The sequence below is a fragment of the Blautia sp. AF34-10 genome (genome assembly GCF_003477865.1).
In the GTDB taxonomy this organism is placed as follows: domain Bacteria; phylum Bacillota; class Clostridia; order Lachnospirales; family Lachnospiraceae; genus Fusicatenibacter; species Fusicatenibacter saccharivorans.
This window is the reverse complement of record NZ_QUED01000011.1, coordinates 79,424-94,478: the sequence shown is the minus strand read 5'-3', so window position 1 is coordinate 94,478 and position 15,055 is coordinate 79,424. Positions and strand designations below refer to the sequence as shown.

The 15,055-nt window shown below is 45.7% G+C and carries 12 protein-coding genes and 1 pseudogene; all 13 read left to right on the top strand.

Annotation, left to right across the window (positions count from 1 at the left end):
- Positions 1–14: 14 nt before the first annotated feature.
- The 13 genes and pseudogenes from DWZ60_RS08725 to ptsP all read left to right on the top strand — a co-directional run bounded on the left by DWZ60_RS08725 (position 15) and on the right by ptsP (position 14,959).
- The gene (locus DWZ60_RS08725; protein WP_119221531.1) at positions 15–1,763 is read left to right on the top strand and encodes an extracellular solute-binding protein; all 1,749 of its coding nucleotides are present in this window, start codon (positions 15–17) and stop codon (positions 1,761–1,763) included.
- 89 nt (positions 1,764–1,852) lie between these two features.
- Positions 1,853–2,764, top strand: a complete 912-nt coding sequence (locus DWZ60_RS08720) for an ABC transporter permease (RefSeq protein WP_243038266.1) — start codon at positions 1,853–1,855, stop codon at positions 2,762–2,764.
- Between the two features lie 14 nt (positions 2,765–2,778).
- Entirely contained in the window at positions 2,779–3,666 is an 888-nt protein-coding gene (locus DWZ60_RS08715; protein ID WP_117510684.1) for a carbohydrate ABC transporter permease, read from the top strand.
- 176 nt (positions 3,667–3,842) lie between these two features.
- Positions 3,843–4,862, top strand: coding sequence for a sugar kinase (locus tag DWZ60_RS08710; protein WP_117813155.1), 1,020 nt, complete (start codon positions 3,843–3,845; stop codon positions 4,860–4,862).
- A gap of 39 nt (positions 4,863–4,901) precedes the next feature.
- Positions 4,902–5,405, top strand: a complete 504-nt coding sequence (locus DWZ60_RS08705) for a shikimate kinase (RefSeq protein WP_330422204.1) — start codon at positions 4,902–4,904, stop codon at positions 5,403–5,405.
- A gap of 335 nt (positions 5,406–5,740) precedes the next feature.
- Complete coding sequence (locus DWZ60_RS08700; protein ID WP_117510690.1) at positions 5,741–7,030, top strand: UDP-N-acetylglucosamine 1-carboxyvinyltransferase; 1,290 nt, start codon at positions 5,741–5,743, stop codon at positions 7,028–7,030.
- 384 nt (positions 7,031–7,414) lie between these two features.
- Entirely contained in the window at positions 7,415–8,512 is a 1,098-nt protein-coding gene (tnpB, locus tag DWZ60_RS08695) for an IS200/IS605 family element RNA-guided endonuclease TnpB (protein ID WP_118700618.1), read from the top strand.
- A 173-nt stretch (positions 8,513–8,685) separates the two neighbouring features.
- Positions 8,686–9,260: pseudogene (locus DWZ60_RS21200) on the top strand (TIM-barrel domain-containing protein); the annotation flags it as partial.
- On the top strand, positions 9,255–9,746 hold the full coding sequence (locus tag DWZ60_RS21195) for a hypothetical protein (protein WP_442857797.1): 492 nt from the start codon (positions 9,255–9,257) through the stop codon (positions 9,744–9,746). The pseudogene DWZ60_RS21200 and the gene DWZ60_RS21195, both read left to right, overlap by 6 nt.
- Positions 9,747–10,051: 305 nt before the next feature.
- The gene (locus DWZ60_RS08685; protein WP_119221529.1) at positions 10,052–12,181 is read left to right on the top strand and encodes a PTS transporter subunit IIABC; all 2,130 of its coding nucleotides are present in this window, start codon (positions 10,052–10,054) and stop codon (positions 12,179–12,181) included.
- Between the two features lie 27 nt (positions 12,182–12,208).
- Complete coding sequence (locus DWZ60_RS08680) at positions 12,209–13,045, top strand: PRD domain-containing protein (protein ID WP_119221528.1); 837 nt, start codon at positions 12,209–12,211, stop codon at positions 13,043–13,045.
- A gap of 4 nt (positions 13,046–13,049) precedes the next feature.
- Entirely contained in the window at positions 13,050–13,307 is a 258-nt protein-coding gene (locus DWZ60_RS08675; RefSeq protein ID WP_117801790.1) for an HPr family phosphocarrier protein, read from the top strand.
- 23 nt (positions 13,308–13,330) lie between these two features.
- Entirely contained in the window at positions 13,331–14,959 is a 1,629-nt protein-coding gene (ptsP, locus tag DWZ60_RS08670) for a phosphoenolpyruvate--protein phosphotransferase (protein ID WP_119221527.1), read from the top strand.
- The last annotated feature ends 96 nt before the right edge of the window (positions 14,960–15,055 follow it).

Here is a 15,055-nt window from a genome sequence, read left to right as displayed (position 1 = left end):
AAGGAGGACACCAAATGAAAAAGAAAGTAATTTCTGCATTACTGGCAAGCACCATGATCGTAAGCCTGGTAGCATGTGGCAGCACTGGAGGAGACAGTTCTGACACAAACAGCAAGAGCAGCGGCACAACAGCATCAAGTACGGCAGGCGGCGATGAAGCAAAGGATACCTCATCGGACAGCGGCTCCGGCGATGCAGCAGGTTCTGGTGACTGGGTTGCAGCAGCTGATGAAGCAGATGATGCAGTACCGGGTGAAAATGACGATCGTGCGTTTGCAAAATTTGATCATGTCGTAGAAGTACATTATGGATATCAGATCGACCCGAAGGATACCACACTTCCGGACGGCGATTCCGTAGATAACAACCAGTACACCAGATACCTTCTGGATAACTACAACATCAAAGTTGTCTGCGACTGGACTGCAGGTAATGCATCTGACTTCCAGCAGAAAGTATCTCTGGCAATCGCATCTGCTTCCCTTCCGGATGCAGTCGTTGCACCAACCCGTAACTACCTGGTACAGGCAGCAAGAGCAGATCTTCTTGCAGACCTCTGGCCGGAGTTCAACCAGTACGCATCCAAACAGGTAAAAGAAATCATCGAGACTACCGAAGGACGTGCGATCAACAATGCAACCGTAGACGGAACCTTCTGTGCACTGCCAAACATATCGGTAGATACCGATGGTGTTTACCTGTACTTTATCCGTCAGGACTGGCTGGATCAGTTAGGACTGGAAGTTCCGAAGACCGTAGATGAACTCGGCGAAGTAACTCAGAAATTTAAAGACGCAGGTCTCAGCCCGGATTATGCAATCGCAGGTATTGATAACGGCGGAAGAACCTACTCCAACTTCCTGAACTCCTCCAACAACGGATACGGTTTCGATGCTGTATATCAGGCATTCAATGCAACACCGGGGTATTTTCTGAAAGATGATTCCGGCGAACTGTACTGGGGAACTACAACAGATGAAATGAAAGAAGCCCTTACCACCTTACATGACTGGTATGAAAAAGGCCTCATCAACCCGGAGGTTGGAACCACAACCAACGGCGACAATGCAAACTGGCAGGCATATCCGCTGTACACCAAAGACGGTGAGTGGAATATTCATATGAAAGACGTTGGAACCACTTATACTATGGTAAACAAAAACGCATCGGATGATGTGAAGAAAGCCATTGTTATCATGAATAACGTACTCGTTCGTGATGAGTCTACCTTCGATACTTCTGTAGCAATCGGCTGGTATCCGCTGCGTAACACCATGGCAGCTACCGACGAGTGCGAGTATGAGTATGATGCACTGATGGGAATCATCAAAGGCGAAGCAAGCGCAGATGATTATCAGCAGGGCGGAAGCAAATTCAACGGTCTGTACAAGAACCTGGCAAACGATGCCGCAACTCTGAAAGACGTTATCTCTGAGGACTATGACGGATCCAGAGATCTGGCAGTAACCGATATGGATGTCAACACCAACAACGGACAGTTCAACAGATTCTATGCACTGCTGATTGGTGATCGTCCATACGCAACACTTGAGCCGGATCACAAGATCTATTCTGAACTGTACTACACCATCGACGGAATGGATACCTACTGGACCCAGATTTCTGACCTGGAAGACAAGAGTATCCTTCAGTTCATCACTGGTGCGAAGAGCCTTGACGAGTGGGATCAGTTCTGCACCGACTGGCATGTACAGGGTGGTGATCAGATCCTTGAGCTGGTAAAAGATTACCTGGCTGAGTAACTAATGTAAATGTATGATGTGGAGGGTGGGGTACAGGAAAGCCTGTACCCCACTACTTTAAAAAAATGACATCAAAGGAGGAGCTTGCCGTGAAGAAGAAAAAAGGCCATCTCGGGCTGTCAAATTCCTTTCACTATACGTTAATGGTTCTGCCGGGTTATATCTGGCTGTTTATGTTTTCTATCGTTCCGATGGTTGGTATTGTAATGGCATTCCAGGATTACAATCCGAGCAAAGGATGGTTCGGCTCTCCGTGGGTAGGTTTGAAATGGTTTAAATACCTGACCGTTATCCCGGATGCAAAACGGGCACTTGTCAATACTCTGATTATTGCAATCGCAAAGGTTATCCTGAATATCATCATTCCGCTGGTGTTCGCACTGCTGCTGAATGAGGTAAAGAATATGAAGTTCAAAAAGACGGTTCAGACGATCGTATATCTGCCGCACTTCGTATCCTGGGTTATCCTTGCAAACATCATCACCAATATCCTTGGCGCAAACGGAATTTTCAACACGGTCCGCAGCGCAATGGGTGCAACGGATACCGTTCTTCCGATGACCATGCCTAGCATCTTCCGTCAGTTACTGATCGGAACTGATGTATGGAAAGAGTTCGGTTACAACGCAGTTATTTATCTTGCAGCGCTGACCGGCATCAGCCCGAGCCTTTACGAGGCAGCTGCAATCGACGGCGCAAGCCGCTGGAAACGTGTATGGCACATCACCATCCCGGGACTGGTTCCGACCATCGTTCTTCTGACCACACTGGCAATGGGCAACGTTCTGAATGCAGGTTTCGACCAGGTATTCAACATGTACAACCAGCTGGTTATTGAAACTGGTGATATCATCGATACATACGTATACCGTATTGGTATTACAAACATGCAGTTCTCGCTGGCTACTGCAGCAGGTCTCTTTAAATCTGTTGTCAGCTTCGTGCTGGTTGTTACTTCTTATGTTTGTGCTTACAAGTTTGCTGATTACAAGATTTTCTAAGGAGGGCAGAAATTATGATAGAAAGCAAGAGTTTTGGCAGCAAAGCGTTTAAAGTCATAAATGCTATCATCCTGATTCTCCTGGCATTCAGCTGTTTTTATCCGTTATGGTATACGTTCTGCGTATCTATTTCTTCAAAAGCAGCCGCTGAGGGCGGTCTTGTAACGATTTACCCGATCGGATCAAACGTAAAATCCTACAGCCTGATTATGGGTGATTCCGCATTCTGGAATTCCTTCTGGATTTCCATCAAGCGAGTTGTGATTGGAACCATATGGACCATGGTTGTCCTGATTATGATGTCCTATCCGCTGGCAAAGAGCAAAACAGAGTACAAACCGAGAAACGTCCTGATGTGGATCCTGGTATTCTGTATGCTGTTCAATGGTGGTACCATTCCGTGGTTCATCACCGTTAAAAATTATGGTATGATCGATACGATGGCAGCACTGGTTCTGGCTGGTTCTGTTCCGGTATTCAACGTACTCCTGATGATGAACTTCTTCCGCGGCATCCCGGGAGACCTCGAGGAGGCAGCCCGTGTAGACGGCGCCGGCCCGTGGCGTATCCTGTGGCAGATTGTAGTTCCGTGTTCCAAACCGGTTATCGCAACCATCGTCCTGTTTACATCCGTTGGTTACTGGAACGAGTATTTCCAGGGCCTGGTATTAATGAACAAAGAGACGAACTATCCGTTACAGACCTACATCCGTCAGATCTCCGTTCAGATCCCGGTAGGCGTAACCCTGACTGCAGAGCAGTATCAGCAGTTAGCACAGAACTCTAACAAATCACTGGAGGCAGCAAAGGTATTTATCGCCCTTGTTCCTATGCTGATTGTATATCCGTTCCTGCAGAAATACTTCGTAACCGGTATTACACTGGGAGCAGTAAAAGAATAATGAAATACACGAAAAGAGGCTTTCTGAAGAGAAACAGAAAGCCTCTTTTTTGTGCTTTTCTGCGATGGAAAACGGGGGTGGTTTCCGCAGGTTTTTCTTGCGTCCGTGGGGAAAACAGCGTAAGATAAAGAGGTATTGAGACAAAAAAGCAAATTGCTTTTGGAGGGGATTTTAGTATGAAGGTACTTACTTTTGGAGAAGTGATGCTGCGTCTGAAAACACCGGAGCATCTGAAAATTTTACAGGCAGATACATTTGAAGCCAATTACGGCGGCGCGGAGGCGAATGTTGCGGTTTCCCTGGCGACACTCGGGGACGATGTTTCGTACGTGACAAAAGTGCCGGAGCACCAGGTGGGACAGGCAGCCGTCAATGAGATCCGCCGGTTCGGCGTCGATACATCCCGTGTGCTGCGGGGCGGCGGACGCGTTGGTATTTACTATTTTGAAAAGGGAACGAATATCCGCCCGACGAGCGTGGTTTATGACCGCGCTTACAGCGCAATTGCAATGGCAAAGGCAGAGGAATTTGACTGGGAAAAACTGCTTGATGGCGTAGATCTCTTTTATTTTTCCGGTATCACGCCTGCCATCAGCACAGAGATTGAAAAAGCGCTGGAGAACGCTCTGGCGCTCTGCAGAGAGAAAAAAATCCAGGTGGTATGTGATCTGAACTACCGCGGAAAAATGTGGTCCACGAAGGACGCACAGCGCGTTATGCGCCGTCTGATGGCGTATGTGGATGTCTGCATTGCAAACGATGAGGATTTTGAATCATCACTTGGCATTCCGGCGTACGACGGAGATATGTCGCGCGGCATTGAGCAGATCGAGTCTTACAAAGAGGGCATGCTGGAAATCCAGAAGCAGTTCCCGAACTGCAAAGCGGTTGCGAGTGTGCTGCGCAATCTCTACACCGTGGAGGACGGCGACTGGATGGGAATTTACCTGAAAGACGGAAAATTCTACGAGAGCCCGGTTCGTAAAGTACACAGCTTTGAGGCAGTCGGAGCCGGTGATGCATTTGGCGCGGGACTGATCCATGCGATGCTTCATGATTTTGAGCCGCAGAAAGCCATCGACTTTGCGATTTCCGCAAGTGTTTTAAAGCTGATGATCCAGCACGATGCCAATGTGGCGAGCGAAACAGAGATCGAGCAGATCATGAAGCAGGGCGGAACGAATCTGCAGAGATAGGATAGAGAAAAATTTACGAGACAGCAGGAGGAATAAATCTTGAATAAACGGAATATTATCTTAATAGGAATGCCGGGAGCCGGCAAAAGCAGCGTTGGTGTTATTCTTGCAAAGGTGTTGGGATATGAGTTTATTGATACGGATCTTGTGATCCAGCATCGGGAGAAACGTCTTCTGCGCGAGATCATTGCGGATGAAGGAAATGAAGGCTTTCTTGCGATTGAGAATGAAGTCAATGCGACATTGGAAGCCGACAAAAGCGTCATCGCGCCGGGCGGCAGTGCCATTTACGGAAAAGAGGCGATGGAGCATTTTAAAGAAATTGGAACCATCGTTTACCTGAAGCTGTCGTATGAGGATCTGGCGAAACGTCTCGGAAACCTGAAGGGACGCGGCGTCGTGCTGAAAGAGGGCCAGTCGCTGAAGGATCTCTACGATGAGAGAAGTAAATTATATGAGCAGTATGCCGAAATTACGGTTGACGAGAGCGGAAGGGATATCCAGGGCACGATCCTGGCGCTCCGCGAGCAGATCGGCATGTAAAACAGAATTGGTGGAATATTCAGGGAAATTTTGAAAACATACGATTATATCATAATAAGGGAAATGTTCTGAAAGTTAGAAATTACATATAACGTTTCTCTGAATATTCCTGACCGGAAACGATGGAAAAAGACGGAAATAGCACAGAATGTATTAAAATTGATTTACAAAGTATTAGATTTGAGTTAAGATAAGGGGAGACTGAAAAATAACTGCGGGGAGCAGTGCGTTTCAGCGTATCTGGAGTGTGTAAAAAACAGGAAAAAGACTTTGATTCGTTAGATATTGGATAAAACACACTCTTAAGTATGAGAAAGAAAATTTGAGGTGAATATATGGAACAGTATGTCATCAGAGGTGGAAATCCTCTTGTGGGCGAAGTGGAAATCGGGGGAGCAAAAAACGCGGCGCTTGCAATTCTTACGGCAGCAACGATGACCGATGAGACGGTCCTGATCGAAAACCTGCCGGATGTCAGTGATATTAATGTACTTCTGGAAGCAATCGCAGAGATCGGAGCCACCGTGGACCGCATCGACCGCCATACCGTGCGGATCAATGCAGCAACCATCGGAGATCTGAGCGTTGATTATGAATATATCAAAAAAATCCGTGCGTCTTATTATCTTTTAGGCGCGTTGCTTGGAAAATACAAAAGAGCGGAAGTTCCGCTTCCGGGCGGATGTAACATTGGAAGCCGTCCGATCGACCAGCATTTAAAGGGATTCCGCGCACTCGGTGCTGAGGTAAGCATCCGTCATGGCGCAATCGTGGCAAGTGCGGCAGATCTGCATGGAAGCCACATTTTCCTGGATATGGTTTCCGTTGGAGCCACCATCAACATCATGATGGCAGCTTCAATGGCAAGAGGAAATACAACGATTGAGAATGCAGCGAAAGAGCCGCACGTTGTCGATGTGGCGAACTTCCTGAACAGCATGGGAGCAAACATCAAAGGAGCAGGAACCGATGTGATCCGGATCAAGGGTGTCGATACCCTGCACGGAACCAGCTATGCGGTCGTACCGGATATGATCGAGGCAGGTACGTATATGTTTGCAGCAGCAGCTACAAAGGGCGATGTGCTGATTAAAAACGTGATTCCAAAGCATCTGGAAGCAACAACCGCAAAGCTCGAGGAGATTGGCTGCGACGTAGAAGAGTTTGACGATTCCATCCGTGTGAGCGCAAGCAAACGTCTGGGCAGAACACACGTAAAGACACAGCCGTATCCGGGTTACCCGACCGATATGCAGCCGCAGATTGCGGTTACACTGGCACTGGCAAACGGTACGAGTATTGTAACAGAGAGTATTTTTGAAAATCGTTTTAAATATGCGGATGAGCTGGCACGTATGGGCGCCTGTATTAAAGTAGAAGGCAACACGGCGATCATCGACGGCGTAGAGAAATTTACCGGAGCAGAGGTTTCCGCACCGGATCTTCGCGCCGGAGCAGCACTTGTTATTGCAGGTCTTGCAGCAGAGGGTGTTACCGTGGTGGATGATATTGTATACATTCTGCGCGGATACGAGGACTTCGACGGAAAGCTCCGTGGACTCGGCGCTGAAATTGAGCGTGTGAATAATGCAAAGGACATCCAGAAATTCCGGTTAAGAGCGTAAAAACAGTATAAAACAAATGTTGACAAAAAGGACGGTCCAATAAAAGGTACCGTTCTTTTATTTTACTTTATTGCGAAAAAATTGGCTTAAATTTTACTACTATTATTGTGAATTGTTTTTTACCTTTCAAAGCTGAGGCGGTCAGTGTTGGTAAAAAAAGATATTTAAAAAGGTACAAATTTATCCAATGCGTCGTAAAACCCTTGCTTCAGCTATGGGGATATAAGACGCGTCCATCGAATTTACGCAAGTAATTGAGATGGACAAAATAGTAGTCGTATGAAATAAAAAAATATGATATCCTATTCCTATACTGCTGGAAGCAGTAAAACAGTATATTGGAAATCAGAAAACACCGCGGAGACCAAAGGATAAGATGGAATCATGCAAAAAGGGATAAAATTCAGGATCTATCCGAATAAAGAACAGAAAATCTTCATTCAACAGACGCTGGGATGCTGCAGGCTCATCTACAACCGGGGACTTGCCATGCGTAAGGAAGGCTATGAAAAAGGAGAAAAAATCGGCTACAGCCAGACTTCTGCCATGCTGACGGAATTGAAAAAGCGGGAAGAGTTTGCCTTTCTGAAAGAAGCAGATTCCATTGCATTGCAGCAGTCTTTGCGGGATCTTGACCGGGGATTTGTAAATTTCTTTCAAAAAAGAGCTTCCTATCCAACTTTTAAAAGCAAACATAACCGGTTTCAGTCCTACAGAACGGTGAATCAAAAAGACAATATTCGTATTGTAGGAAGATATGTCAAACTTCCGAAACTCGGATACGTTAAAGTGCGTCAGTCGATGGAAGTGGGAAAAATCAATTACGCAACGATTGAGCATACACCATCCGGAAAATATTTTGCGGTGCTGAATGTTGACTTTGAACCGGAACCACGCCCCAATCAGGGTGGAACGATTGGGATTGATGTCGGAATCAAAACATTCTATTCTGACAGTAACGGAAATGCCGTATCGAATCCCAAATATCTGGAACGCGCGATGCAAAAGCTTGTAAGGGAACAGCGCAGACTTTCCCGAAGAGAGAAAGGTTCCCATAACCGCGATAAGCAGCGGATCCGGGTTGCCCGGGTACATGAGAAAGTAACGAATCAAAGGAATGATTTCCTGCAGAAGCAGTCAACGATGCTGGTGCGTGAAAACCAAACCATCTGCATCGAAGACCTGCATGTGAAGGGAATGATCCGGAATCATAAACTGGCAAAATCCATAGCCAGTGTTTCGTGGGCAAAGTTTTTTGAAATGCTGGAGTACAAAGCTGTCTGGTATGGCAATGAACTCCGCAGGGTGCCAAACATGTATCCAAGCAGCCAGACCTGCAGTGCATGCGGATATCAGAATCCGCTGGTGAAAAATCTGCGCATTCGTATCTGGGAGTGTCCAATCTGTCATGCAGTTCATAACCGGGATACGAATGCAGGCATCAATATTCTAAAGAAAGGACTGCAGATGCAGTCTGCATGAAGATAAAAAACTGTACCGCAGGGCATGCGGGAACAGGATAAATATAGCTTGTGGACACTGTGTAAGACATTGCAGTACCGTAAGGTATTTGCCAATGCAGTAGTGGAAGAAACAAGAATCCCCCTGCTTTAGCTGTGGGGAGTGTCAAAAAAAATAAAGAAGGGCATCCTGCAATGTTTAAAGCGACTGCAGATTCAGAGTTTTTGTGTGCCTGCTTTGATTTCACAAATCCGGAATTTCTGGCATGGTATGAGGAACGTGTGAAAAAAATCGTCAGAATGGGTGTATCAGTGATAAAAACAGATTTCTCTGAAGCAGTACCTGAAGATGTTGTATTTTACAATGGCATGAGCGGGCGAGAAGGACATAATCTTCTGACGTATCTGTATGCAAAAAATATTTACACATGGATGAAAGAAATTTGCGACGAACATGGGGAATTGCCAATGCTTTGGGGACGCAGTGGTATGTGGGTTCTCATACGATCCCGGCAGCATGGGCAGGAGATTCTTCCAGTGATAAAGCAAGTCACAGTGCAATTCTTCAGGCCGGACTTGGGATGGCTATGTCTGGTGTATCTTTCTGGGGTTATGATCTTGGCGGATTTTATAACACAGGTTATATCGGAAATGAGGAACGTCCGAATATAGAAGATTACCTTTCCTCTGTGCAGATGGGATTGTGGATGCCATTATCCAGAGCGCACGGTAAAACACCGCGGGAACCATGGCAGTATGGAGATATGGCATTAAAAGAAGTAAAAAAATGGATTAACTTCAGACATCGACTTGTGCCATATCTTTATCACACCGCCTGCCAGAGTCATCAGTCTGGTATTCCAATGATTCGTCCGCTTGTGATGGAATATCCGAAAGATCCAATCGCAAAGACACAGAATCTGTCTTATATGCTTGGTGATGCATTGCTTATTTCACCCGGATTTGACAGAGATGAATATGAACTGTATCTTCCGGAAGGCCGGTGGCAGGATATTGAAAGTAAAGAAGTATATGAGGGAATGACATTTGTTCATATAGAAAACAAAGCTTTTGCTGATGGTGGTACATCTCTTCGGGTTTTCCAGAAGGAAGGAACAAGTATACCGTTGTTTGCTCAAAAAGAAGTATTGCATGTGCCTGCACAACTATGGAAACAGGAAGATCTTGAATTTATGACATTTCAAAAAAAGATGTTGATTAGCTATTGTGCACAAAATAGATGCATAAGAATGTGAAAAATGGATAAAAAGAAAAAAGCTGAAATCATAAGAACTGACTTGACAAAAGAGATTTATCTGTGCTATATTCAACTACAGTTGTAGTGTGTAACTCGATTTTTGGAGGCATTAACTATACATAACAGGAATTGTTTATGTGGGTTAGTGTCTCTTTTTTGTACTCTGTTTCAGAAAAAGAGTACAGACCGGCTAAAAAGATGCAAAACCGCAGAAACTCTTCTTGTAAAAAGTATAAACTACACAAGGAGTAAAAAAATGAGGACAAAATTTTTAGTGTTCTGCAGCGAGTGGGAAGAAGCTTTATGCTCCCGATCGCAATTCTTCCGGTAGCCGGACTTTTACTGGGAATCGGAAGCTCATTTACCAATGCAACCACAATTGAAACGTACGGGCTGACAAGTTTGCTCGGCAACGGCACAATTCTTCATGCACTGCTGGTGATCATGAACAAAGTAGGAAGTGCAGTGTTTGATAACCTGCCTCTGATTTTTGCGGTAGGTGTTGCAATTGGTATGGCAAAAAAGGAAAAAGAGGTTTCTGCCCTGTCAGCCGTTATTGCATATTTCGTTATGAATACAGCGATTAACGCAATGCTGACTATTACGGGTCAGATTCTGGAAAACGGAGAAATTGCAGAATCCGTTCTGGAAGGAACCATCACTTCTGTCTGCGGTATTCAGTCGCTGCAGATGGGTGTGTTTGGCGGTATTATTGTCGGTCTTGGAGTCGCAGCACTTCATAATCGATTTTACCGGATCCAGCTTCCGAATGCACTTTCTTTCTTTGGAGGTACTCGTTTTGTACCGATTATTTCTACGATCGTCTATATGTTTGTGGGAATTTTAATGTATTTTGTATGGCCGGTTGTACAGAACGGCATTTATGCGCTGGGTGGCCTGGTAACCGGCTCCGGTTATGTCGGAACGCTGATTTTCGGTCTGATTAAACGGGCACTGATTCCATTTGGTCTGCATCACGTATTTTATATGCCGTTCTGGCAGACGGCAGTCGGAGGTACCATGGAAGTGGCAGGACAGATGGTGCAGGGCGGACAGAATATTTTCTTCGCACAGCTTGCGGATTCTGCGAATATCGCACATTTCAGTGCAGATGCAACGAGATATTTCTCCGGAGAATTTATTTTTATGATTTTCGGACTTCCGGGAGCGGCACTTGCCATGTACCATTGTGCGAAACCGGAGAAGAAAAAAGCAGCAGGCGGTCTGCTTCTTTCCGCAGCACTTGCGTGTATGGCAACCGGTATCACAGAACCGCTGGAATTCTCGTTCCTGTTTGTTGCACCGGCATTGTTTGTCGTGCAGGTTATTCTTGCGGGAACAGCTTATATGATCGCACACATCCTGAATATCGCAGTAGGTCTTACCTTTTCCGGCGGACTTCTGGACTTCTTCCTGTTCGGTATTCTGCAGGGAAATGAAAAGACAAGCTGGATGAGGGTGATTCCGGTCGGCATTCTTTATTTCTTCCTGTATTATTTTATCTTCAAATTCATGATTAAAAAGTTTGATTTTAAGACACCGGGTCGTGAGGATGATGATGTGGAAACCAAGCTTTATACGAAAGCAGATGTAAAAGCAAGAAAAGAGGCGCAGAACGATGGGGTGGCATCGGAAGATGCCATGAGTGAAGCAATCACAAAAGGTCTTGGCGGAAAGAAAAATATTTCGGATGTGGACTGCTGTGCAACAAGACTGCGCTGTACTGTTCATGATGCAGCGAAAGTCAGCGATGGTATTTTAAAGGCGACAGGGGCATCTGGCGTTGTGCATAAAGGAAATGGTGTACAGGTTATTTACGGACCGAATGTAACTGTGATAAAATCAAATTTAGAGGATTATCTGGAAAAAGCTCCGAATACGTATGCGGAAGCAGAAAATGCAGAAGCAGAAAATGCACCAGCCCAAAAAGAGGCGGAGCCAGCGCAGGAAACAAAAGAACAGAAGGTTGTGGATACCATTACTGTCTGCAGTCCAATGAGCGGACTGGCAGCTGATCTTTCTACTGCGCCGGACGAAGCGTTTGCGGAAAAGATGATGGGAGACGGCGCTGTTGTAACACCGGAAGATCCTTATGTGCGTGCTCCGGAGGACGGAGAAGTTGCGTTTGTTTTTGACACAAAACATGCGATTGGATTTGTAACCGATTCCGGGGTCAGCCTTCTGATTCATGTCGGAATTGATACAGTAAAACTGAACGGAGAGGGATTTGAGGCACTGGTAGAAAGCGGTCAGACCGTGAAAAAAGGTGATCCGATGCTGAAGCTGGATCTGGAATATCTGAAAACACATGCGCCGTCGGTTACATCACCGGTTCTTTGCACAGAGCTGGAGGAGAACCAGAGAATCCGTCTTTTGACAGACGGACCGGTAAAAGCAGGAGATCCTTTATTTGCGATTGAGATTCTCGCGTAAGCTGTGCCTTAAAAACGGGTGAGAAGAATGTACAGGATAGCAAAAACACTGAACCACAATTCATTTATTGGAGTGGAAGAAGAAAATAACCGGGAATATCTGGTCATGGGGAAAGGAATTGCATTTGGGAAAAAAATGGGACAGCGTGTACAGCCGGGAGACGATGCCCGCATTTATTCCCTGACAGAGATGACGGAGCGAGGAAATGCCAGAACCATTGTACAGGGCGTTTCTCCGCTCAGCCTGGAGCTGGCGAGTGCCGTGCTTGACGAGGCAGAAAAGGAATTTGGAAAAATTGACCGTTCCATCGTCTTTCCAATGGCAGATCATCTGGATTTTGCTGTCCGGCGGATTCAGAACGGTGAGCAGATCAGCAATCCGCTCACCGACGATATCCGTGTGATGTTTTACAAAGAGTATAAAGTTGCTTCCTGTATCAGGGAGCTTTTAAAAGAACGGCTTCAGATCGAAATTGATGAACATGAAATCGGCTATCTTGCACTTCATGTTCATTCGGCAATTGTGGAGGAAAATGTTTCACAGGCCATGGAAGTAGCAAGAGCAGTCCGGGAGAGCATTTCTTTGGTGGAGCATATCACCGGGCATACCATCGATGTGATGTCGTTGTCGTATAACCGTATGATGAACCATATCCGCTATATGGTTGCAAGAGCGGTCAGTGGGGAAAAACTGAAAGTAAATATGAATGACTACATGTCCGTAAAGTTTCCGAAAGCCTTTCAGGCGGCGAAACGAATCTGTGAGGAGATGGAAAAGAGGCTGAAACTTCCGATGGAGGAGATCAAAATTGGATATCTCGCTATGCACATAGAACGGATTATGGACAGAGAAGAAGGAGAATAAAAGCATGAAATCATTTGAATATACCATTAAAGATGAACTGGGAATCCACGCAAGACCGGCAGGAATGCTGGTAAAGGAGGCAAAAAATTTTGCATCGGAATGCACCATCACAAAAGATGGAAAAACGAAAAAACTGACTCAGCTGATGATGCTGATGTCACTTGGTGTAAAGCAGGGAGATACCGTAACCGTTGCAGCAAACGGAGAGGACGAAGATGCAGCGATTGAGACGCTGAAAGCGTTTTTCGAAGCAAATCTGTAAAAAGTACGCTCGGAGGATAAAAAATGCAGTATTTTCAGGGGAAATCCGTATATAAAGGAATTGTTATGGGACCGGTTGCGGTTCTGAAGAAAAATGATTACCAGGTTAAAAGAGCCCGGATTGAAGATCCGGAAGCAGAAGTAAAACGTGTGAAAGAAGCCGTGGAGATTTCGAAAAAACAGCTTGGCAGACTGTATGACAAGGCAGTCCGGGAAGTTGGAGAGGCAAGTGCGGCGATCTTTGAAGTCCATCAGATGATGCTGGAGGATGAGGACTATCTGGAATCAATGGAGAACATGATCCGGACAGAACTGGTAAATGCAGAATATGCAGCGGCAGCAACCGGCGATAATTTTGCAGAGATGTTTGCAGCTATGGATGATGAATATATGAAAGCTCGTTCCGCAGATGTAAAAGATATTTCCGAACGTCTGGTCCGCAATTTAAGCGGCGAGGGAGATAACGACCTGAGTTCTATGGAACCATCTGTTATAGTGGCAGACGATTTAAGTCCGAGTGAAACTGTACAGATGGACAAAGAAAAAATACTTGCGTTTGTGACTGTGCATGGATCTACCAATTCTCATACTGCGATTCTTGCGCGAATGATGAATATTCCGGCATTAATCGGCGTCCCGATGGATTTAAACGGTCTGAAAACAGGCATGACGGCCGTTGTAGACGGTTTTTCAGGTCAGGTTATCTTTGAGCCGGAGGAGGATGTGCGGAAGGAAACCGAAAAAAGAATGCAGGAAGAAGCAGAAAAACAGAAGCTTCTTGAGGAGTTAAAAGGAAAAGAAAATATTACGCCGGATGGCCGTAAGATCAACATCTATGCAAATATCGGCAGTGTTGGTGACCTTGGCTATGTGATGGAAAATGATGCCGGTGGAATTGGACTTTTCCGAAGCGAATTCCTCTATCTTGGAAGAAATGATTTCCCAACGGAGGAAGAACAGTTTCAGGCATATAAACAGGCCGTGCAGACCATGGCAGGCAAAAAAGTGATTATCCGTACGCTGGATATCGGGGCAGATAAGCAGGTAGAATACTTTAATCTTGGAAAAGAAGAAAATCCGGCGCTTGGGTACCGTGCAATCCGGATTTGTCTGAAACAGCCGGAAATTTTTAAAGCGCAGCTTCGCGCATTGTTCCGCGCAGCCGTTTACGGAAACCTTTCTGTCATGTATCCGATGATCACATCAACAGAAGAGGTAGAAAAAATCTACGCAATTGTTGCAGAGGTAGAGGAAGAGCTGAAAGCACAGGAAGTGCAGTATAAAATTCCGGAGCAGGGCATTATGATCGAGACACCGGCAGCCGTGATGATCAGCGACCGTCTGGCGGAAATGGTGGATTTCTTCAGCATCGGAACGAATGACCTGACGCAGTATACCCTGGCGATTGATCGTCAGAATGAACAGCTGGATGATTTTTACAACCCACACCATGAAGCAGTTCTTCGGATGATTCGCATGGTGGTGGAAAATGCACACAAATGCGGAAAATGGGCAGGAATCTGCGGGGAGCTCGGTGCAGATCTGACATTGACGGAGCAGTTTGTACGAATGGGAGTGGATGAGCTTTCTGTTGCTCCGTCCATGATTCTGAAGCTGCGGAAGATTGTCCGCGAGATGAAAGCAGAAGAGTAGAAGAAAAGATACAGCAGATAAGAAAACTCTCTGTTCTGGAGAGTTTTTCTTATCTGTTCACAAATAGCAGAAGATACAGCCAAAAAATCAGAAAAA